This is a genomic window from Fibrobacter sp., assembly GCF_017551775.1.
GTDB lineage: Bacteria > Fibrobacterota > Fibrobacteria > Fibrobacterales > Fibrobacteraceae > Fibrobacter.
Genome location: NZ_JAFZKX010000067.1, coordinates 1 through 19,626 on the forward strand (window position 1 = coordinate 1; position 19,626 = coordinate 19,626).

Genomic DNA, 19,626 nt, shown 5'->3' on the forward strand with positions numbered 1-19,626 from the left:
ACCGCCACTTTGCCGCGAATGTGGGTGCGGCGTTCTATCTGTAGTAGGCGTTTGTACCGATGAAATTCATCCATACTGCCGACTTGCACATTGGTAAAATAGTGTGCGAGCATTCGATGCTTGATGAGCAGAGGCATATATTGGCGCGCATCCTGGAGGCTGTCGACAGCGAGAAGCCCGATGCGGTGCTCATCGCGGGTGACGTTTACGACAAGCCGGTGCCTTCGGCCGAGGCGGTCGCGGTGCTCGATGATTTTCTGGTGGAACTTGCCGCGAGAAAGGTGCGCACGTTCGTATTGAGCGGGAACCACGATTCGGCGGAGCGTATCGCCTTCGGCGGGAGGCTCATGGAAAAGAGCGGCGTGCACGTGTCCCTGGTTTACGACGGGAAATTCGCGCCGGTCACGCTCAGCGACGGTGAAGGCGAAGTGGACGTTTGGATGCTCCCCTTCGTGCGGCCGGTGAATGTCAGGGCCTGCCTCGCGGGCGACGACGAGCGCGACGCGGTGAAGGATTACACGTCGGCCGTGAAGGCGGCCATCGCGCAGATGCATTTTACGCCGGGGCGCAGGAACGTGCTGATCGCCCACCAGTTCGTGACGGGCGCGGAACGCAGCGAGTCCGAGGAAAACGTGGGCGGGCTCGACAATGTGGACGCTACGGTTTTTGCCGCGTTCGATTACGTGGCGCTCGGGCATATACACAAGCCGCAGAATGTACTGAAGGGCGACGACGGTACGGTGCGTGCGCGTTACAGCGGCACCCCGCTCAAGTATTCGCTTTCGGAGGCGGTGCACAAGAAGTCGCTCACGGTGGTGGAACTGGGCGCATCCGCGAATGCGGTCGATGTTGCTGGTGACTTGTTTGCTGGAAAAGCTTTTGCGGACGGTGGAATGCGCGCGGCCTTGCAGATCCGTGAAATCCCGCTGGTGCCGTTGCACGACGTGCGCGAAATCCGCGGGACATTTGCCGAAATCGTTTCTCCGGAATTCCGGAATGCGCAGGTTGCCGCGGGCAACAAACTTGACGATTTCGTGTACGTAAAGCTCACCGACGAAAACGACGTGCCCGACGCGGCGCAGAAGCTGCGCGGCATTTACCCGAATTTGATGATGCTCGCCTACGACAACGAGCGCACGCGCAACCAGGCGGATGTCGGCATTGCGGAAGCTGTCGACGAAAAGAAACCGATGGAGCTGTTCGGCGAGTTTTTCGAGGGCCGCAACGGGCGCGCGATGAATGCGGAAGAAACCGAATTCGTCCAGGATTTGATCAACGGCATCTGGGGGGACAACGGATGAGACCTACCAGGCTTGTGATTTCCGCATTCGGCCCGTATGCCGAAAAGACCGTGATAGAGCTGGACAAGCTCGGGACGAGCGGACTCTTCTTGATTTCGGGCGATACGGGTGCCGGCAAGACGACGATTTTCGATGCGATTGCTTTTGCGCTTTTCGGGACGGCGAGCGGGAGCAGCCGCAATGCGAGCGGTGACTACGCCAAGCATTTCCGTTGCCTGAACGCGACGCCCGATACCCCGACATTCGTGGACCTGACTTTCGCCTATGCGGGCAGGGAATACCGCGTGGTGCGCAATCCCGAATACGAACGCCCCAAGATGCGCGGCGAGGGCATGACGAAGGAAAGCGCGTCGGCGACTTTCTATTACCCCGAGGCCACCGGCAAGGTGGGGCCCGCGAGCCGTACGGTAAGCGGCGACAAGGCGGTGACGGAAGCGGTATACAGTATCATCAGGGTGACCGGCGAGCAGTTCTCGCAGATCGCGATGATTGCGCAGGGCGACTTTTTGAAGTTGCTGCTCACGACGACGGACGAGCGTATCGATATTTTCCGCCAGCTTTTCAAGACGGACAAGTTCGAGAAATTGCAGATTGAACTCAAGAGGCAGGCGCTTGAACTGAAAAACAAGTGCGGCGAAAGCGAGTCGCGTGCCTGCATAGAAGTTTCGCATGTGGCATGCGACGAGAAGTCCGTTTTCGCCTCCGACATCGAGGGTGCCAAGAATCTCGCTGCGGAAAGGCGCGTTGCCGACTGGAACGAACTTTGTGAATTGCTCGAGAAGGTCGTGAACGAGGATTCCTCCGCGGTCGATGCGATGAAGGAAACTCTCGACAAGTGTGCGGCGCGTATGACCGCGATGAACCAGGAACTCGGCAAGGCGCGGGGCATAGAAACTGCACGCAAATCACTTGACGAGGCGAAGCAGAAGCACGCTAAGCTTTTGCCGGAACTTGAGCCGCTTGCGGCAGCGCTGGCGGCGGCCGAGGCGCGTAAACCCGAATGCGAAAAGTTGCAGGAAGAGGTCACGACCTTAAGGAACTTGTTGCCGGAATACGGCCGGCTCGAAGAAGCCCGCGGTATCATAAACGGCAAGGAACGCGAACTTGCGAGGGACAAGGAATCGCTTGAATCCAGAAAGAGGGATTTCGAAAAAAGGAACGGCGAAATCCAGAAGCTCGAAGAGGAATTCAAGGGTCTCTCCGATGCGGGCGAGAACAAGGCGAAACTCGACGCGCAACGGGAATCTCTCGATGCGCGCAAGAAGCAGCTCGTGCTGGTGGGCAACACGGTAAAGGAACTCGATACCGCCGAAGATGCTCTCCGCAAGGCGCAGGACGAATACCTCGTTGCCGATAGCAAGTATAGACAAAGTAACGATATTTACGAAGCGAAAAATCGCGCGTTCCTGAACGAGCAGGCGGGCATTCTGGCCGAAACGCTCGAAGAGGGCTCCCCCTGCCCGGTTTGCGGGTCTACGGCGCACCCGCATAAGGCTTGCAAGTCGGTAGAAGCGCCGACGCAGGCGGAGCTCGAAGAACTCAAGCGCAATGTCGCGGGCCTTCTTGAATCATGGAACGCCAAGGCGGGTATAGCCTCCAGGGCGAAAGCCGCGCGCGATGCCAAACGCGAAGAACTCGAGAAAAAACTTGTGGAACTTTTCGGTGAATGCACTGTGGAAGAATGCAAGGAAAAAATCCGCAGTGAATTCGACAGCGTGAAATCGCAGTTGATCGAAGTCGTGGCGAAACTCAATGCCGAGAATGTTCGCGCGGCTCGCAAGGCCGAGCTGGAAAAATCGCTCCCCGAAATCAAGGAACAGCACGAGAAGTGCCGTACCGAAAACGAGAACCTTGCGAAGGATGTCGCGGCGGCCGAGGCGGAACTTGTAACGCAGAAAAAGCATGCCGAAGATGCGGCGAAAAAGCTCCCGTATGCGGGCAAGGCCGACGCCGAGAAGGTCATTCGCGAAAAGCAGGCGGCGGTCACCAAGCTGCAGGGCGATATCAAACTCGCCACTGAAAAGCTGAACGCGTGCAAGGAAAACCTGAAGGAACTCGAAGGCCGCGTGAAATCGCTCGAAGGCCAACTGAAAGATGCTCCGCAGTACAACCTCGAGGAACTGGAAACCAAGTGCAGGGCGCTCGCGGATGAACAGCAGGCGCTCACGCAATCCTGGAAAACTGCTTCGGGAAGGCTCGAGCAGAACAGGCGCTCGCTCAAGGAAATCCGAGGGATTGCCGAAAGCCTGGGCGTGCTCCTGAAGAAGCGCATGTGGGTCGAGAACCTCTCCGATACGGTGAACGGAACGCTCTCCGGCAAGGACAAGATGATGCTCGAGACCTACGTGCAGGGCGCATACCTGGACCGCATTTTGCGCAAGGCGAACACGCGATTCTTGCGACTTTCCAACGGGAAATACGAGCTGGTGCGTCGCGAGCAGGCTTCCAATAAGCGCAGCCAGAGCGGGCTCGACCTGAACGTGATCGACCATACCTGCGGCAAGCAGCGCGAAGTGAAAACGCTCAGCGGCGGCGAGAGTTTTTTGGCGTCGTTATCGCTGGCGCTCGGCCTCGCCGACGAGGTGCAGAGTTCTGCTGGCGGAATCGAACTTGACACGATGTTTATCGACGAAGGTTTCGGTTCGCTCGACGAAGAAATCCTGAGGGTCGCCATCGACACGCTGCAGAACTTGGCGGGCAGCAACCGCCTTGTGGGCATCATCAGCCACGTGGAAGGTCTCGAGAACAGGATAGACAAGAACGTGCGCGTGCAGAAAGACGCGAACAATATCAGCCGCGTGAAAATCGACGTGTAGCGGAGTCTAGATGTCCTTGCCGCTGCGGGCGCAGAATGCGAGCACTATGAACGCCGCCGCGATAATCCCGATGAGCGCCAGGTCGGCCTGCCCGTGCAGAAAGTACTTGATCAGCTTCACCAGCTGCGATGACAGGAACGCGTAACCCGCGCTGCACAGCAGCACGAAAAGTGCGAACCGCCCGAGGAAGGGGATGCTCTTCGTAATCTTCTTGAAGTAGCCGTTGATGTGCTCGCCGTAGATGATGAGCAATGTGGCGACAAGCCCCACCGAGATGGAATCCATGTGGAGGCGCAAGAAGTTTGCGAATTGGTGAATGTAGGGCTGCATGGGAGAAATATAAATAGTTTACTGGAGCAGATTTTCGGGGACGCATTCGGCCATGGCCTCGTACGCCTTGGCGCTTGGGTGCAGGTGGTCTCCCGAGTCGAAACCGCCCGCGAATCGTTTCGGGTCGTCGTGCCCGCGCACGGCCATGTCGAAATCTACGCAGCCGTCGAATTCCGGCGAGGTCCGCAGCCATGTATTGAATGCGATTCGGATGATGTCGCGGTTTTCGTTGTAGGTGCGCCAGCCGTATATGGGCAGGAGCGTGCCGCTGTATACCTTGAGCCCGAGCTTGCGCGCATGCTGAATGTAGAGCGTGCGCACCCCGTTGATGAGGTCATCTGCGGTGGGCATGTCGCTCCAGGGGCGGAACTTGTTGACTTCGACGCCGACCGGATGGATGATGTCGTTGATGCCGTGCTGCACGATTACAGTGCGGGCACCGGCGACGTTCATTTCGATGGGGAATCGCGTGGCGCCCTTGAGGCCGTATGCCGCGTACGTGATGCAGCTGTATTCGCGGAGGATGCGCGTGCCGCTTACCGCGCGGCGGATGATGGCGACGTTGTCGAAACCTTCTCGGGCGCAACGCAGCGTGAGGTAGTCGGGCCAGTCCTGAGCCGTGATGGAATCGCCGAAGCACACGAGCGCGAAGTTCTTCTCTTCGGTAAGGATGTCGACGGTATTGAGGAAGTAAATCCAGTTCGTTTTGCGCGTGAGGTCGTCGGGAAGGCTTGCCGCCTTCGCGAAGTTGCCGTAGCTGTACTTGCCACCGGAAAGCGGGCCCGTGATTGCCGTGCCTGCGTTCATCTGCGTGAAGTCTGCGAAGTAGAGGCTCACGTTGAAAGTTTCACCCGCGGTTACGTCGAATGCGATTTCGTCGCTCAGGATTTCTTCGCCCGCGGGGATTGTCCCGGAAGCGCTGCCGTTGAATGTGATGGCGGTCGGCGCATCTTGAGTCGGCGCATTTTTAGCCAGCGCAGCGCCTGTTTCGCCGGCAGCGGACTGCGCGCCGTTTATAGACTGCGCGGCATCTTTAGCGATATACGCCTCGCTGATGGTCACGGGTTCCGTGCCGGTGAGGTTCGAAAAATGGAACCGCAGCTTGTTGCCCGAAAAGCATGCGCGTATCGGGTAGCGCAGCGTTAAATCTTTTGCGTAGGTCGCTTCCTTGCGGTCGGTGATGGAGGTGGCGTTACCCCAGCAGGCCACCCATTTCGAAAACTTTTCTGGCATGGCTAAAAAATAACTAATTTGGAACCGCTTTTCTAGATGGTGGTAAATGTCCGAGATTTCGTACAGCAAGAAGAACGACAGGATTGAATGCGTCCGCTACAAGGACTGGCGAAAATCGTACCCGCCGCACACGCATACGGGGCACTTGACCGTAGGCTACATCGAAGAGGGTTCGATTTGCCTGGTGATGAATGGCGTCACAGAAATCTACGGTGCTGGCGACAAGTTCCAGATTCCGCCCGACGTGCTTCACGAAATCAGGATGGTCGACGGCCAAAGTTATTCGATGGTCGTGTTGTGCATCGCGGTGGATGACGCTGCCAGCGGCGGTGCATTATCTGGTGCGCTGTCCGGCGCATTCGAAAGGGAATACGAAGATGCTGTCGCGCGCCTGAGCGAACTGCGCAAGAGCATCCTCGAAAATCCCGAGAACATTTACCTGATAGAACAGATGGCGCATGACGCGTGCATCAGCCCGTTCCACATGATTCGCGAATTCAAGAAGGCCTTCGGCCTCACGCCGCACCAGTTCCAGATGCAGTGCAAGGTCCGCAAGGCCCAAAAGCTGCTCGCCGAAAGGAGCGCGTCCGAAGTGACATTCGATGCCGGGTTTTACGACCAGAGCCACATGGACAGGTGCTTCAAAAAAGTAGTCGGGCTTTCGCCCAAAGAATACAAGAAGGCCGTAAAGCCGGCGACGGATCCCGATTGATGATGCGCTGTTTTTAGCATAGTGCCGGGATGAATTTTGCGAACAGGTAAAGCCCGTCTTCACCCGCGTTGACCTCGTGCGGGACCTTCGCGGGCATAATCGAAATTACGCCGGGAACGTATTCGATTTTGGCTCCGTCGTTCACGCATGTTCCGCTGCCCGCGATGACTTCGTGCGTCTCGAACTGCGTTTCGTGAATGTGGTTCCTGATGCTTTTGTTCGGAGCGATTCGGACGAGGTGGTAGCTGAACGTGCCGCCGGTCTCTTTCGAGGTGATGATGTGCTTGAGTTCGACGCCTTCGAAAGTCGGGTGCTTGTTCCAGGCGAGGTCCTTGAATGCCTTTGCGTTGCCGGGGAGCCTGAGTTCGCCATTGTTGAATTTTTCGAAAAGTTCCTTAGTCATTGTATAACTCCTTATATGTTTTGTGCACCGCAGAATGCGCTGCGCTTGCACCCGAATTCTATATAGAAGGAGCTTTTAAAAATTGGATAAAATTGCGAAAAAAGACTCGAAAATGTCCGCATGGCGGCAAAATAATGTATTTTATAGTTAGTTCGTAATTCTCTTGCCGGAGGTAGTGAATATGATGGATTCATCTAATGAAAAGCAAGGTGTCGAAAAACAAGATGCTGAATTGCAGGCGAAAAAAGCGCGGGCCGAGCGCATAAAGAAAATGCGAGGCTGGCTTTCACCGCGCGATTCCGTGGCGGACGATTTTTCCGCCGAAGACGAGGCGCTCTATTACGGCAGCGGACACTCGGGGTGGAATCGGTAATATTCGATAAATATTTTTTTTTCAAAAAATATATCAAAGTAGTGGTTTGGTTTGCGGCATGATTTGTATCTTGTCGTCATTGTGATTTATACATAATGGTTAGAGGGGATACCTTAATATGTTCAAAAAAATCATTCTTGCAAGCATGCTTGCAGTCGTTTCGTCATTTGCCGATGAGGATGAGTACAAAGTTCTTGAAGCCCATAAAGGCCGAGTTTCGTTCGGAACGAGTTATCGTACATACGAAGTCAGAGATGTAAATTACCATTTAGTCGATATAGGAGTTAACGCTCGATATACTGTAATTCAGAATTTGGAACTTGCGCTCGATATTCCGTATAGAGTGTTTAACTATTGGAGTGGAAATGATGATTATATGGTAGGGTTTGGAAACCTGTCTTTTTCAGCAGCTTACCAATTTATCTCCAAAATGAATGTTTTCGCTGGTGTATCTGCCCCTGTAGAAGATTTATCCAATGATGCATGGACATTCAACGCTGGCCTGCGATTTTCAACGGAGATTAACCGATTGATAGATTTTGGAGCGCTACTCGGAGTTGTCTCTGCTACTAAAGGCAAAGATGATTATGTGCCTGTAGTAGGAGTTGCTGATGCGAAGCTGTTTTTTAACGTCACACCGCAATTTACTCCGTTTGTAGGAATGACTTTTAATTTCCAAGAACAAATTCCTGTTTACGATTCCAAGCGTTTACACAGCAGAGAATCTATTTACTTTGGGTCTAGCGTTGGAGCGGATTATAAATTTAACGACGTTGTGGGTATTAATGCTACGGTGGGATTACACAGATATTTTGGCTTAGGCGATCTTCCCAGTTTTTTTATAGCTGATGCAGCCTTCCACGTTTTCGTTTATTTCTAAAACAGCCTTAAATCAGGTAAGGTTTTTCCACTTGAAAAATAGAGTCTTCAATTTCTGGGCGTAGAGTTTGGTCTCTTCTGGGTTTACAAAGAACGTCGCGGCGCAAACTACGAAGAACGGATTGAAAATCATGCCGAGAACCGCACCCCATACATAATATGTGCCGAACATGTTTTCGCGGACATAATCCCAGGTGCTCCATGAAATATAGACGAACGCTATTATGGAATAGATTTTCAAGACTAGCGTGTTCTTCTTGACGAGGGCGAATGTTCCCGCTGCGATGGGAATGAGGATCATGACGATGATGTCTGCGGAGAGAGAAAAATTCAATATCGTTTCGATCAGGTTGTTTGCGGCATTGACCAAAAAGTATGCAGTGCAGAACCGGAACAGGCTCGATGAGATAAAAAATGCGGCAATATAGACGACAAGAAGTGGGTTCACGAAAATGTTGGTGAGCGCTTCAAGGAGGTGATGGTATCCCATGCCTAAAGGTAAAAGATATTTGAAGAAGTGTACGGCATAAGAAATGGCGCCAATAGGAATCATGATTATTGCAACAACCGCAAAGATTTTCAAAAGTCGCGGACTCTTTTTTACGAGTGCGATTGTCGCCGCAATAATGCAAATACTACTTAATAGAATTTGTGGTCCATAATTGGAAAAGAAAGGTTCGTCTTCTGTTTCTAGGGTGAAGAATGGTAATAACGTACACGCGAGGCTGTCCAATCCGTTAACGATCAGCACAATGGCGCAAATTCTGAGCAAGGCAAGATTCATATTGCAATCAAAATAAAAAATTTTGTATATTAGGAACAGCCGGTTAAGTTGCCGAGGATAAAGGCTGGGCAAGCGAACAGGAAATGATTTCCGATTTGGCCAAGTTCAGACGCTTTAGGAAGAGGGGCTGTCGCTAACGTTTTTTCTTAAATCGAAAAGAAATCTTTTTGTGAGCGCTATTGTCGTACTTCGCTATGGCGTATAACCATGCCGCCATATAAATAATTAGGCAAATGATGGCATTTAAAGCTAATATATCATCGTCATTTGAGCCGAGATATTTTTCTATTGCTAGGATTGCATACATGGAAAACAAAAAACATAGCCATACCACTATTTTTGACAATTCATGAACAATTTTATTCTTGTTCTCTAGCTTGTACATCCATCCCATTAAAACGATTAGGAGAAACGACACTAAAAAAGTGTAAATGTACAAGATAAGTATCGATAAAAATATCATTTGGATTCTCCGAATAAAATAATACAAAAAACTCCCCCGGCGATGCCGAGGGAGTTTTGCTATAAGGTGGCCCCGGCACTATGGCCGGGGTGACAAATCAGGGATTAGTAGCGGTAGTGTTCAGCCTTGTACGGGCCTTCCACGGGCACGCCGATGTAGTCGGCCTGGGCCTTGGTGAGGGTCGTCAGGTGAACGCCGAGCTTTTCCAGGTGGAGGCGAGCGACCTTTTCGTCGAGGATCTTCGGGAGCGTGTACACGACGCCGCTTTCGTACTTGATGCCTGCGACAGTCTGCTTGCCCTGAGCGTTGAGCCAGAGGTCGATCTGAGCGATGGTCTGGTTCGTGAAGCTTGCACTCATCACGAAGCTCGGGTGACCGGTAGCGCAGCCGAGGTTCAAGAGGCGGCCTTCGGCGAGCACGAGGATGCTGTGGCCGTCGGCGAAAATCCATTCGTCGTACTGCGGCTTGATTTCGTTACGCTTGATGCCCGGAATCTTCTTGAGGCCAGCCATGTCGATTTCGTTGTCGAAGTGACCGATGTTGCCGACGATGGCGCGGTTCTTCATCTTTTCCATCTGGGCGGCGGAGATGATCATGGTGTTGCCGGTGGTGGTCACGAAGATGTCGGCCATGCTCACGACTTCGTCGAGGGTCTTGACTTCGTAGCCTTCCATGGCAGCCTGCAGAGCGCAAATCGGGTCGATTTCGGTGATGATCACGCGAGCGCCCTGACCGCGGAGGGACTGGGCGCAGCCCTTACCCACGTCGCCGTAGCCGCACACGACTGCAACCTTGCCGGCCATCATCACGTCGGAGGCGCGGTTGATGCCGTCGATCAGAGAGTGGCGGCAACCGTAAAGGTTGTCGAACTTGGACTTGGTCACGGAATCGTTCACGTTGATGGCCGGGAACTTGAGACGGCCAGCCTGGGCCATCTGGTACAGGCGATGCACGCCGGTAGTGGTTTCTTCGGAAACGCCGCGGAGAGCTTCGCGGGCGCGGGTCCACTGCTTGGGATCCTTTTCGAAAATCTTCTTGCAGGTGGCGAGGAATACGCCCCATTCTTCGCTGTCGGTGGCCGGGTTGAACTCGGGAACCTTGCCGGCATCTTCGAATTCTGCACCGCAGGTCACGAGCATGGTGGCGTCGCCGCCGTCATCCACGATGAGGTCGGCGGTCTTGCCGTCGGGCCACACGAGGGCGCGGGCGGTGTTTTCCCAATATTCTTCGAGGGTTTCGCCCTTCCAGGCGAACACGGGCACGCCCTGCGGATTTTCCACAGTGCCCTTCTTGCCGACCACGACGGCGGCGGCGGCGTTGTCCTGCGTGCTGAAGATGTTGCAGCTGACCCAGCGCACGTCGGCACCGAGGTCGGTAAGCGTTTCAATCAGGATGGCGGTCTGCACGGTCATGTGGAGGCTACCCATAATGCGGGCGCCAGCCAGCGGCTTCTTGCCGGCATATTCCTTGCGGAGAGCCATGAGGCCCGGCATTTCGGTTTCGGCGAGGTCGAGTTCCTTGCGGCCTTCGATCGCAAGGTTGATATCCTTGATTTTGTATTCCATAAAAAAATTCCTTATTTATGCACAAATATAGTTATATGCATATTTCGCGTCAACTCGCACGTTGTCATCTTTGCGAAGTATGGATCCTATCGTGATTCTATCGCTACGCTCCAGAATGACAGTGCTAACCAACAATTAATGACTACTGACCAATGACCAACAACTAGATTTACTCCATAAACAGTATCCCGACGAGGCGCAGGTCTCTTTCGCGTTGGTGCTTTTCGTTTTCCCATTGGCGGAATCTGATGTTTTCCACTTCGAATCTGGCGCCCTCGGTTTCGAGGACCTTTATGTCCTTATCAAGCCAGCTTTGTTTTGGTATGTAGAAACTGAAAACCGTGCTGCTTGTCGAGTCTATGTCCTTGAGCGGGTAATCGAAAAACAGTGTGTCGTTTCGCGTCACGAGGTCTTCGTGTTTGAAAGTGTAAACCACGAATGCGAATTTGCTGAAATTTTCGGGCGTCGTGTGGACACGGTCGTTTTTAATAGTCTTGGTAATTGTGCGGTATTTTTTGGAAATGTCCGCAAGGTCGCTATTTTCGGGGAAGAACTGATACAGTTTTTCGGTAGATCTTGCATGGAGTGCTTTTACTTGGTAGGCGACGATGCTTGCCTTGCGCCCGTCTTTATCCCAAAGGTCCGAGAAAAATTTTTTCGTGTCTTTTTCGCTGAGCGGGTATGCAGTGTAGCCTTCGCTGACTAGTGTTTTCTCGATGTTCTTGAGCCAGACGTTGCGGGTAACGCTTGTTGCGCTGAAGGGGCCTATCAAGGATACCGTAAGTATCGCACAGAAAATGATGATAACATATTTAGTTAGAATGATTTTGGGGATGCAGTTAAGTATAGCGAATATGCATAAGAAGATGCAAAAGCCTAATGCAAGATATAGGTTTGCCGTAATACCGTGTTCAGAAATTCTTTGGATAATTGCGATGGTTGCCGTAAAGATGGGGAAAATGCAAGTGTAGGAAAGGACCCTAGCGATTGTCTTTTCGGAAGAATGTCCGGGTTGTATAGTCGCTGGATAATATTTGTTTTGGATGATGAGTACGCAAGCTAAGACGCCGACTGCAAGGAAAAAGGTTGTTTTTGTTGGAAACTCCCATTGCAGCAGGGCTATGATGTCGCAAATATGGACGATGACGATGAAAATGGAGTAAAGCGGTAAAAATATATGTTTGATGCTGTCGAAAGAAAAACTGAACTGCCTTGATTTTATCTTCAATTTTATGGTGGTTACAAAATTTTCTAATGTGGGTGTTTCTTCGGTGCGTTTGTCGATGGATGGTAAGCCCGCCATGCACAGGATGGGGAACATTGTGAAAATGATTACAAACCCAAACGAGGCTGAATTGGAGTCTGTATTGTTTGATATGGAGTTGATTGCATTTAGTAGTGCAAATGATGCGATGCTAAATAAAATTACAATAAAAAGAGATGCGAAGATGGAGTCGCTTATTTTGTTGCCAAATGTCCATAGAGCGTTGTCGTTCTTTTGATTCCAGAATGGTCCGTAAATCAAGGCGATTCCAATAAGGCTGTAAATGCAGATGGTTATATGCCCTATGGTTTCTTTATCACCCCAGTTGTCTGCAGAGATAAAACAAAGGCTGAGTGTCACCGAAATGACTAGCCAACTCACGCTCGTAAGAATTTGCGGCATCTTGCGTGTGCTTTTTCGAGATTCCTGGATGAGCGATGTTGCAAGAGCGATGAACATGGCTGCGACAGGGTAAATAAGTAACCATATATCAAGGATTCGGCTAAAGGTCGTTCTTGTGGGGAATACCTTGGGTAACCCATCAACGCAGAATATGAACGCAACTGATGTCAAGAACGCAAACGCGATGGCGAGGGGGAACCGCTTGAACGCGGCCAAAATCAAGCTTGGGTATTTTTTGAATGTGTCAAGTACCATGATTTTCCTCTTTGAATTCTTCGGCGCGCATTAATCCGCATCAACCTGCGTCAACCGAGGTCGCGCGCTTATTCCACAAACAATATTCCGCGGATGCGTAGCGTCTTGCTGCTCTTCGACTCTTCTTCCGCATGCAGGTATTTTATCCCGAACGTCGCCCCGTCGGTCTTGATTTGCCTTATGGAATCTTGCTTGAGCGTCTGCCTGTCGACGGTGAAGCTGTAGACGGGCGCGGGCGCTTCTTCGCAGGCATCGGTCGAGTCGCTTTGGCAACTGCAGCCGCTGTCTTCTTTCAGCGAGATGCGGAACGTGAGCGTGTCGCCCGCGAATTCGAATTCGTCGTTGTTGAAGTAATGATCTATGGCGACGGCGCCCTTCGTGCCGCGGGGAACCTGGAGCATCGCCTTGTCGGGGTACTCTATGCTGACTTCGAACTGGTCGAACGGTTCTTCGCCGGTGCTGTCCGAACCTTCATTGCAACATACGTCTTCGGTGAGGTCGTTGGTGAATGCGTAGTCGTATCTGGTGATGTTAATATATTCCGCGATGTCTTTGTCGGGAATGCGTGCAAGTTCACTTATCCGTGAAACGAGAAGTGCCGATTCCTTGTCGCCCTTTTGCCGCAAGTCCCAGACAAACTGCCTGGAGTCTTCCTTGCTCAGCGGGAACTCGGTGTAACCCTGTTCGGCAAGTGCGCTCTTGACGCTTTCCATCCATACATGGCGCGTGATTTTTGACGCCTTCAGCGGGGAAACCATGAAGATGAACAGTAATGCGCAAAAGATGACGGCGATGTACCTGGACTTGCACTTGATTTTGTCGATGAGGAATATGGTGATGATGACATAGAAGAATATGTTGACCACTACGGCATAGATGCGCAGTTCGGAGATGCCGTATTCACTTATCCTGCGGATGAGCCCGACGGACATCATGACCACGAGGGGGATGCACGCGGCGGGGAAAATTTTCAGGAGCTTCTTCTCGAAGGTGGAACCGGGGTGGAGCCGCGCGGGGTAAAGGACGGTGACGAGCGCGAGCATGTAGACCATGAATCCCGAGACGAAGTACGACACCATTCCCTGCGGCATGTCCCACAGCAGGATGAACTTGGCGATGTAGGCGTAGAAGAGGAGGATGGCGAGGGTGAGTACCGGCACGAAGAGGAAGCGGATGGTGCTCGTTACGAACTTGCTTAGTTTGGGCGTTTCGCTGTGGCATTCCTCGATGGAGGGGATGCCGGTGAAGTACAGTATGGGGAAGACGGTGCTCGCGCAGAAGTAGAAAATGTAGAAATACACCTTCTCATCGAATTCATGTTCGAAAAGTGCACCAAAACAGAAGACGAGCGCTTCTACGGATGCGAGCAAAATGCCTGCCACCAGGGCGGCGACAAGCAGAGCCTTGATGTTCTTGAACGTAAAAATCCAGAAGGCGTTTTCGTCTTTCTGTTTCCAGAATGGTGCGATGAATAGGCCAAGGAATACGGCTACATATATGAAAAAGATTGTGTTGGGTACGAACTCGTTTGAGAAAAAATCTGGTTGATAATCGGTGAAACCGAAATAGACGAGTGCTGTCGAGATGATGAACCAGGCGGCGCTGGCGACAATCTGGGGAACATTGCTACGTTTGTTTAGGGATTCCTGGACAAGCGATGTCGTGAGGGATATGAGTATTGCCGCGATGGGATAAATGCCGGACCATATAATGAACTTGGCTATCGGCGAACCGACAGCGATGTCGATGTATTCGAAAAATTCGGTGTCAACGACAAGCGAGAAGAAAGTGAAGAGGGCGAACGCCGATGCGACCGGGAACCGCCTGAATGCGCTCGAAATTTGGCTGGGATATTTTTTGAAAGCGTCTAACATTTGTTCTAAATATAAGATAAGTTGCCCCGGCGCTGAGGCCGGGGTGAAAGTGGTCGCCTACTTCTTTACGCAGCGTACTGCGAAGAATGACAGATTGGTGAATGCCGCCGGTTCTGTATCGGGAAAGACATTCTGGTAGGTTCGCGGATTGGTGTAGTATCCCCAGAATTCAACTTTGTAGAACGATATATTGGCGACAAGTCGATCCTTTTTCTCATTCGTCTCGTTCATCCAGAGGAGCGCTGAGAATCCTTGCCAAGGTGAATAGGGCTCATCGGTATCGATAATTCGTCCGCTCAGTATAAAGCTCAGCCCGTATGTATCGGGTGCCGAATAGTTGCTGCCCGTGCCGCCGAGCTGCGATAAGAGATGCTCGGTTTCGGGTTGCCTTGTGCCGAGCGAGACTATGTCGCTGGAATCCGGGAGGTTCCAGCCATCGGGGCAAACTTCGCCCGCGACGTTTATGCTGTAGTACCGCCCGACATTCTTGCAGCTGTCCGCGAGGCAGCGGGTTTCTTTTGCCAGCACGCTGCTTGAAAATCCGGCGTACTTCATGTTCTCCGCAATCCACGTGCGGCCCTTGAAATTGATGGTGTGGTAAACGTAGTTGTCGCGCGGGTCCTTGAAGCTCCCGTAATTGATTTCGGGGTTGAAGTAGTAATCGGCTGGGTATTCCACGTGCCATTCGTAGGTGGGGCGCCATGTCTTGTCGTAGCAGATGTATTCTACATACCCGTAAGTGTTTTGGGCTTTTATTTTTATGCGCTTGTTGTCGGTGTCGCAGGGCCTGTTGTAGAACTCGCTCCATTTACCGTTCTGGCAGACATAGTACATGTTCGGGTCGGTATTGCTTGTTTGCGTCTGCCCGTCGGTTGAGCATTCCGCCTGTGCCATCTCGAGGTCGTTCTTGCTGGCGTAATCCCAGCCTTCGTCCATGCAGGGGGCGTCAGCATTGTAGAAGTCGTAATGCCTGCAGAAGGGTTCCTTGCGGCACACATAGGTCTTGGTCGGGTTGTCCGGGTTCGTGTACAGTTTGCCGTGCTCGTCGCAGGGCACATCGAAGGTTTCCGCATCGATAGTTTCCGCTACGTACCAGCCCGAGTCGAGACTGCATACAAACGATTGGCTGATGGGCTTGCCCCCGTAGAATACGTCCTTGCCTTCCTTGTCGCACTCGATCCCGAAGGTTGTCTTTTCCATTGCGTTGGCGCCGTCCCAGCCCGAAGCCCTGCATGTGAAGAGTTTTTCTGCGGAATTGTACTTTGCCTTGACGGTCGTGCCGATTTTGGAACTGTCGCACTTAGGCATATCGTAGCACTTGGTGTTGACAACCTCCACAATCCTTGACGGGATGAGCAGCGTGCCCTTGCAGTTCCTAGAATTGTACATGGTATATTCGTAAAGGATGTGTCCGGGGAATCCGTTGCCCGTGTATCCGGTCAACGGGAGTTTGTCTTCCGGGGTCTCGGCGCGGTCGGCGAAGTTGCAGTAGTGCTCCTTCGAGAGGGTGCCGGTTTCCGTGAAGGTCGCCTCGACGCTCTTGTAGAACTCGGATTTGACCGTGCCGCCGAAGATGTAGTTGATGAGATTGCTGATGAACTTCGACTGGTCGGGCTGCTCGATGAGCAGAGAGTCGATTCCGAGCGCCGCGAACAGTTCTGCCTGTGCGGTGGTGCGAGCTTGCTTTAGGGTGAGTCCCGTCTCTATGAGTTTTTCGGTGCGGCCCGAAATGAACCTGCTGAGCATGATGGTGTTCTCGAGGGCCTGGGTAACCACTGTGCTGTCTGGGCAGTTGATCATTCCGCCGCCGCCAAAACCGCCGCTGCTGGGAGGGTTGAATATGAGATTGTCGTTGTTGATAGATTGCTCTATAATGCTGTAGCTGCTCGAACTGGCGACTATGCTGATATTGCTTGAACTGCCGAACCCGAAGTGGTTCGAACTGGAGGAGGTTTCGGTGCAGTTGTTGCAGGGGATGGTATCGTGGATGTTTGTTTCTTCTGTGGTGCCGCCGCTAGAGGAGCTTTCATCGTTGGCAAGGGCGTTGTCGGTTTCCGTGGAACCGGCGAACATTTGGGAACAGGCAAAAAACGCCGTAGCGAACGTTACGGAAATGGCCGAAAAAAGAAATTTCCTGAAATTCATCCCTGTTCTCCTCTTCAACCCTATAATTTATCATATATGAATAGGGAAATCAAGAAAAGAACAGAAAATTTACAATTATTGCACTTTTTTGACGAATTCTCGGCATACGGCCTCGGGATCGGGCTTGCCGAAGATGGCGGAACCCACCACGAACACGTTTGCGCCCGCTTCCTTGCAGTCGAGGATGTTGTCGAGCTTCACGCCGCCGTCGATCTGGATGTCGAGTTCCGGCTTCATCTGGCGGAGCTCGCGAATCTTGTCGAGGCAGTACGGGATGAGGCTCTGGCCGCCGAATCCGGGGTTCACCGACATGATGAGCACCATGTCCACGATGTCGAGCACGTACTTGATGGCTTCGAGCGGGGTCGCCGGGTTGATGGCCACAGCGGGCTTCACGCCGAGTTCCCTGATCTGGTGCAGCAGGCGGTCGAGGTGGTTCGTGGTTTCGGCGTGCACGCTGATGATGCTGGCGCCTGCCTTCGCGAACTCGCCCACGTAGTTCTCGGGATTCTCGATCATCAGGTGGCAATCGAGCGGGAGGCTCGTGCCCTTGCCGATGCATGCCGAGATGCCCGGTCCGAAGCTGATATTTGGTACAAAGTGCCCGTCCATGATGTCGAGATGGACGAGACCCGCGCCGCCTTTTTCGATGGCCTTGACGCCGTCACCGAGTGTGAGGAAATTCGCGTTTAGAACGCTGGGGGCGATAATTTGCTTCAACATGCCTAAAAAGGTAGAAAAAAGCCGGCTCGGGCGTGCGCCGGTATCGGGAAAATCGATAATTAACGATATTATTTTATATCTAGCCACGAAACTTATTTTTTACTAACTTTATCCGAGTTATTATTAGCAGGAGATGAAAAATGGCTAAGACAACAACAAACAAGGCCGCCAAGGCCCCGGTGAAGAAGGCCGCCGCAAAGCCGGCTGCCGAAAAGAAGGCTTGCACCAAGGCTTGTGCAAAGCCCGCCGCCAAGAAGGCTGCCCCGAAGGCCGCTGCCGAGAAGAAGGCCCCGGCTCCGAAGGCTGCTGCGAAGAAGGTCACGGTTGAATTTATCGCCGATTGCCCGCTCGCAACGACCGTTTCTGTCGCCGGTACTTTCAACAACTGGGCTGTCGACAAGGACATGCTCAAGAAGGACAAGAAGACCGGTCTCTGGACTGCCAAGATGGCTCTCGCTGCTGGCGATTACGAATACAAGTTCGTGTGCGACGGCAAGAACTGGGACGCGGGCGACAACAAGATCAAGCACGTCTAATCGCGCTTTTTGCAATAACGGATGCGCCGGGCCAATCGCTCGGCGTTTTTCATTTTGTGTAAAGAGTGGCGCGGGCCGGCAAATCGTGCGGGCCCTTCCTGAAATTCTCTAGTAACTGGGAACTAAGAACTTGGAACTATTTTCTATCTTTGTCCCCATGAATTATTCTATCCCTCAAGAAGTTTTTGTCAAGGCTGCCGAACAGTACGGCACCCCGCTCTGGATTTACGACCGCGCCACCATCGAGAAGTGCGTGAAAGATGTCCAGGTTTTTGACACCGTTCGTTTTGCCCAGAAGGCATGCCCGAACCTCTCCGTGGTTTCGCTCATCCGCAAGCTCGGCTGCGTCGTCGACGCCGTCTCTGCCGGTGAAATCGTCCGCGCCCTCAAGGCCGGATTCAAGGGCGGCCAGCAGAAGGGCAAGGCTCCCGAGATTGTCTACACCGCCGATATCTTCGACAAGGATGCCCTCGAGCTCGTGAAGGAACACAACATCGCCGTGAACGTGGGTTCGCCGGACATGATCCAGCAGCTCGCCGATTTCGGCGTGAAGTCCGAACTTACCATCCGTGTGAACCCGGGCTTCGGCCACGGCCATTCCCGCAAGACCAACACCGGTGGCGACCTTTCCAAGCACGGCATTTGGCACGAACAGATCAAGGACTGCATCAAGCTCGCGCAGGCGAACGGCATGTGGATTACCGGCCTGCACATGCACATCGGTTCCGGCACGGACTTCGAACACCTCGCGCAAGTTTGCGACGCCATGGTCGATGCTAGCCGCCGCCTGGGCAGCCATCTCCGCACCATCAGTGCAGGGGGCGGCCTCCCGATTCCGTACCACGAAGAGGAAAAAGGCAACCGCATCGACGTGAACGCCTACTACAAGCTGTGGGATGACGCCCGCAAAAAAATCCAGCAGAGCATCGGCCACGAGGTTCACCTGGAAGTCGAACCGGGCCGTTACTTGGTGGCCGAGAGTGGTTACCTGATGGCTGAAATCCGCGCGGTCAAGAAGCAGGGCGACAACCTGTTCTACCTGGTGGACGCCGGCTTTACCGACCTGGTGCGCCCGAGTTTCTACGGCAGCTACCACGGCATTTCCATCATCGCCCGCGACGGTCGCGAACTGAACGAGACGGTCGATGCAGTGGTGGCAGGCCCGCTATGCGAATCCGGTGACGTGTTCACTCAGGAAGAAGGTGGCTTCGTCGTGACGCGCAAGCTCCCGAAGGCGAAGGTCGGCGACTTGTTGATTCTCCATGACGCGGGTGCCTACGGCGCCGCCATGAGCAGCAACTACAATAGCCGTCGTTACGCTGCCGAAACGATGTACACGAACGGCGAATTGAAGGTAGTGCGCGAACGCCAGAGCTTCGAACAATTATTGCAGAACGACCGCATTATCGATTTATAAGCGGCGTATAACTTCGTTGCTTGCCTTTTCGCGTACTTCTATGTACGCCACGAAGGCTCGCGCCTTGTTCTACTTGCTTCTAAATCAATAATTAGATGCGTTTTTTTTTGTTGCATCTCGATAATTAAAACATTGAGTTTCAAAAATCGGG

The 19,626-nt window shown here is 52.8% G+C and carries 16 protein-coding genes; 7 read left to right on the plus strand and 9 right to left on the minus strand.

Annotated elements, in window-relative coordinates; all coding sequences use genetic code 11:
• Positions 1–59: 59 nt before the first annotated feature.
• Positions 60–1,301, plus strand: a complete 1,242-nt coding sequence (locus tag IK012_RS07700; RefSeq protein WP_290952716.1) for an exonuclease SbcCD subunit D — start codon at positions 60–62, stop codon at positions 1,299–1,301.
• Positions 1,298–4,117, plus strand: a complete 2,820-nt coding sequence (locus tag IK012_RS07705; RefSeq protein ID WP_290952719.1) for an SMC family ATPase — start codon at positions 1,298–1,300, stop codon at positions 4,115–4,117. The genes IK012_RS07700 and IK012_RS07705 overlap by 4 nt, the downstream gene beginning before the upstream one ends.
• 6 nt (positions 4,118–4,123) lie before the next feature.
• Here IK012_RS07705 and IK012_RS07710 read toward each other — a convergent pair whose 3' ends face one another.
• Positions 4,124–4,447, minus strand: a complete 324-nt coding sequence (locus IK012_RS07710) for a DUF3392 family protein (RefSeq protein WP_173379159.1) — start codon at positions 4,445–4,447, stop codon at positions 4,124–4,126.
• An 18-nt stretch (positions 4,448–4,465) separates the two neighbouring features.
• Positions 4,466–5,680 (minus strand): SGNH/GDSL hydrolase family protein, encoded by a 1,215-nt coding sequence (locus IK012_RS07715; RefSeq protein WP_290952721.1) that lies wholly within the window; start codon positions 5,678–5,680, stop codon positions 4,466–4,468.
• 46 nt (positions 5,681–5,726) lie between these two features.
• Here IK012_RS07715 and IK012_RS07720 point away from each other — a divergent pair, with 46 nt between their 5' ends.
• Entirely contained in the window at positions 5,727–6,392 is a 666-nt protein-coding gene (locus IK012_RS07720) for an AraC family transcriptional regulator (RefSeq protein WP_290952724.1), read from the plus strand.
• A gap of 13 nt (positions 6,393–6,405) precedes the next feature.
• Here the strand turns inward: IK012_RS07720 and IK012_RS07725 are convergent, their stop codons facing one another.
• Positions 6,406–6,795 carry a cupin domain-containing protein gene (locus IK012_RS07725; RefSeq protein ID WP_290952726.1) on the minus strand — a complete coding sequence of 130 codons (390 nt, stop codon included), beginning with the start codon at positions 6,793–6,795 and terminating at the stop codon, positions 6,406–6,408.
• A 181-nt stretch (positions 6,796–6,976) separates the two neighbouring features.
• Here IK012_RS07725 and IK012_RS07730 point away from each other — a divergent pair, with 181 nt between their 5' ends.
• Both IK012_RS07730 and IK012_RS07735 read left to right on the plus strand, forming a co-directional pair.
• Entirely contained in the window at positions 6,977–7,168 is a 192-nt protein-coding gene (locus IK012_RS07730; protein WP_173379154.1) for a hypothetical protein, read from the plus strand.
• 118 nt (positions 7,169–7,286) lie between these two features.
• Entirely contained in the window at positions 7,287–8,048 is a 762-nt protein-coding gene (locus IK012_RS07735) for a hypothetical protein (protein ID WP_290952729.1), read from the plus strand.
• Positions 8,049–8,060: 12 nt separating this feature from the next.
• On the opposite strand, the gene IK012_RS07740 is transcribed toward IK012_RS07735, so the two are convergent.
• The 6 genes from IK012_RS07740 to rpe form a co-directional block, all read right to left on the minus strand.
• Positions 8,061–8,537: a hypothetical protein gene (locus IK012_RS07740; protein WP_290952733.1), complete on the minus strand. Its 477-nt coding sequence runs from the start codon at positions 8,535–8,537 to the stop codon at positions 8,061–8,063.
• A gap of 861 nt (positions 8,538–9,398) precedes the next feature.
• Positions 9,399–10,859 (minus strand): adenosylhomocysteinase, encoded by a 1,461-nt coding sequence (ahcY, locus tag IK012_RS07745; protein ID WP_290952736.1) that lies wholly within the window; start codon positions 10,857–10,859, stop codon positions 9,399–9,401.
• Positions 10,860–11,028: 169 nt separating this feature from the next.
• On the minus strand, positions 11,029–12,780 hold the full coding sequence (locus IK012_RS07750) for a DUF4153 domain-containing protein (RefSeq protein WP_290952739.1): 1,752 nt from the start codon (positions 12,778–12,780) through the stop codon (positions 11,029–11,031).
• A 68-nt stretch (positions 12,781–12,848) separates the two neighbouring features.
• Complete coding sequence (locus IK012_RS07755) at positions 12,849–14,654, minus strand: DUF4153 domain-containing protein (protein WP_290952742.1); 1,806 nt, start codon at positions 14,652–14,654, stop codon at positions 12,849–12,851.
• Positions 14,655–14,711: 57 nt separating this feature from the next.
• Positions 14,712–16,799 carry an FISUMP domain-containing protein gene (locus IK012_RS07760; protein ID WP_290952745.1) on the minus strand — a complete coding sequence of 696 codons (2,088 nt, stop codon included), beginning with the start codon at positions 16,797–16,799 and terminating at the stop codon, positions 14,712–14,714.
• Positions 16,800–16,874: 75 nt separating this feature from the next.
• Complete coding sequence (gene rpe / locus IK012_RS07765) at positions 16,875–17,522, minus strand: ribulose-phosphate 3-epimerase (protein ID WP_290952748.1); 648 nt, start codon at positions 17,520–17,522, stop codon at positions 16,875–16,877.
• A gap of 140 nt (positions 17,523–17,662) precedes the next feature.
• Between rpe and IK012_RS07770 the strand changes: the two genes are divergently transcribed.
• Entirely contained in the window at positions 17,663–18,058 is a 396-nt protein-coding gene (locus IK012_RS07770; protein ID WP_173380266.1) for a glycogen-binding domain-containing protein, read from the plus strand.
• A 157-nt stretch (positions 18,059–18,215) separates the two neighbouring features.
• Complete coding sequence (gene lysA, locus IK012_RS07775) at positions 18,216–19,475, plus strand: diaminopimelate decarboxylase (RefSeq protein WP_290952752.1); 1,260 nt, start codon at positions 18,216–18,218, stop codon at positions 19,473–19,475.
• Positions 19,476–19,626: the final 151 nt, after the last annotated feature.

What these genes read in the sequence shown, in the direction of transcription:
- IK012_RS07700 (WP_290952716.1), top strand. Translation starts at nt 60, where the DNA reads ATGAAATTCATCCATACTGCCGACTTGCACATTGGTAAAATAGTGTGC.
- IK012_RS07705 (WP_290952719.1), top strand. Translation starts at nt 1,298, where the DNA reads ATGAGACCTACCAGGCTTGTGATTTCCGCATTCGGCCCGTATGCCGAA.
- IK012_RS07710 (WP_173379159.1), bottom strand. Translation starts at nt 4,447, where the DNA reads ATGCAGCCCTACATTCACCAATTCGCAAACTTCTTGCGCCTCCACATG.
- IK012_RS07715 (WP_290952721.1), bottom strand. Translation starts at nt 5,680, where the DNA reads ATGCCAGAAAAGTTTTCGAAATGGGTGGCCTGCTGGGGTAACGCCACC.
- IK012_RS07720 (WP_290952724.1), top strand. Translation starts at nt 5,727, where the DNA reads ATGTCCGAGATTTCGTACAGCAAGAAGAACGACAGGATTGAATGCGTC.
- IK012_RS07725 (WP_290952726.1), bottom strand. Translation starts at nt 6,795, where the DNA reads ATGACTAAGGAACTTTTCGAAAAATTCAACAATGGCGAACTCAGGCTC.
- IK012_RS07730 (WP_173379154.1), top strand. Translation starts at nt 6,977, where the DNA reads ATGATGGATTCATCTAATGAAAAGCAAGGTGTCGAAAAACAAGATGCT.
- IK012_RS07735 (WP_290952729.1), top strand. Translation starts at nt 7,287, where the DNA reads ATGTTCAAAAAAATCATTCTTGCAAGCATGCTTGCAGTCGTTTCGTCA.
- IK012_RS07740 (WP_290952733.1), bottom strand. Translation starts at nt 8,537, where the DNA reads ATGGGATACCATCACCTCCTTGAAGCGCTCACCAACATTTTCGTGAAC.
- ahcY (WP_290952736.1), bottom strand. Translation starts at nt 10,859, where the DNA reads ATGGAATACAAAATCAAGGATATCAACCTTGCGATCGAAGGCCGCAAG.
- IK012_RS07750 (WP_290952739.1), bottom strand. Translation starts at nt 12,780, where the DNA reads ATGGTACTTGACACATTCAAAAAATACCCAAGCTTGATTTTGGCCGCG.
- IK012_RS07755 (WP_290952742.1), bottom strand. Translation starts at nt 14,654, where the DNA reads ATGTTAGACGCTTTCAAAAAATATCCCAGCCAAATTTCGAGCGCATTC.
- IK012_RS07760 (WP_290952745.1), bottom strand. Translation starts at nt 16,799, where the DNA reads ATGAATTTCAGGAAATTTCTTTTTTCGGCCATTTCCGTAACGTTCGCT.
- rpe (WP_290952748.1), bottom strand. Translation starts at nt 17,522, where the DNA reads ATGTTGAAGCAAATTATCGCCCCCAGCGTTCTAAACGCGAATTTCCTC.
- IK012_RS07770 (WP_173380266.1), top strand. Translation starts at nt 17,663, where the DNA reads ATGGCTAAGACAACAACAAACAAGGCCGCCAAGGCCCCGGTGAAGAAG.
- lysA (WP_290952752.1), top strand. Translation starts at nt 18,216, where the DNA reads ATGAATTATTCTATCCCTCAAGAAGTTTTTGTCAAGGCTGCCGAACAG.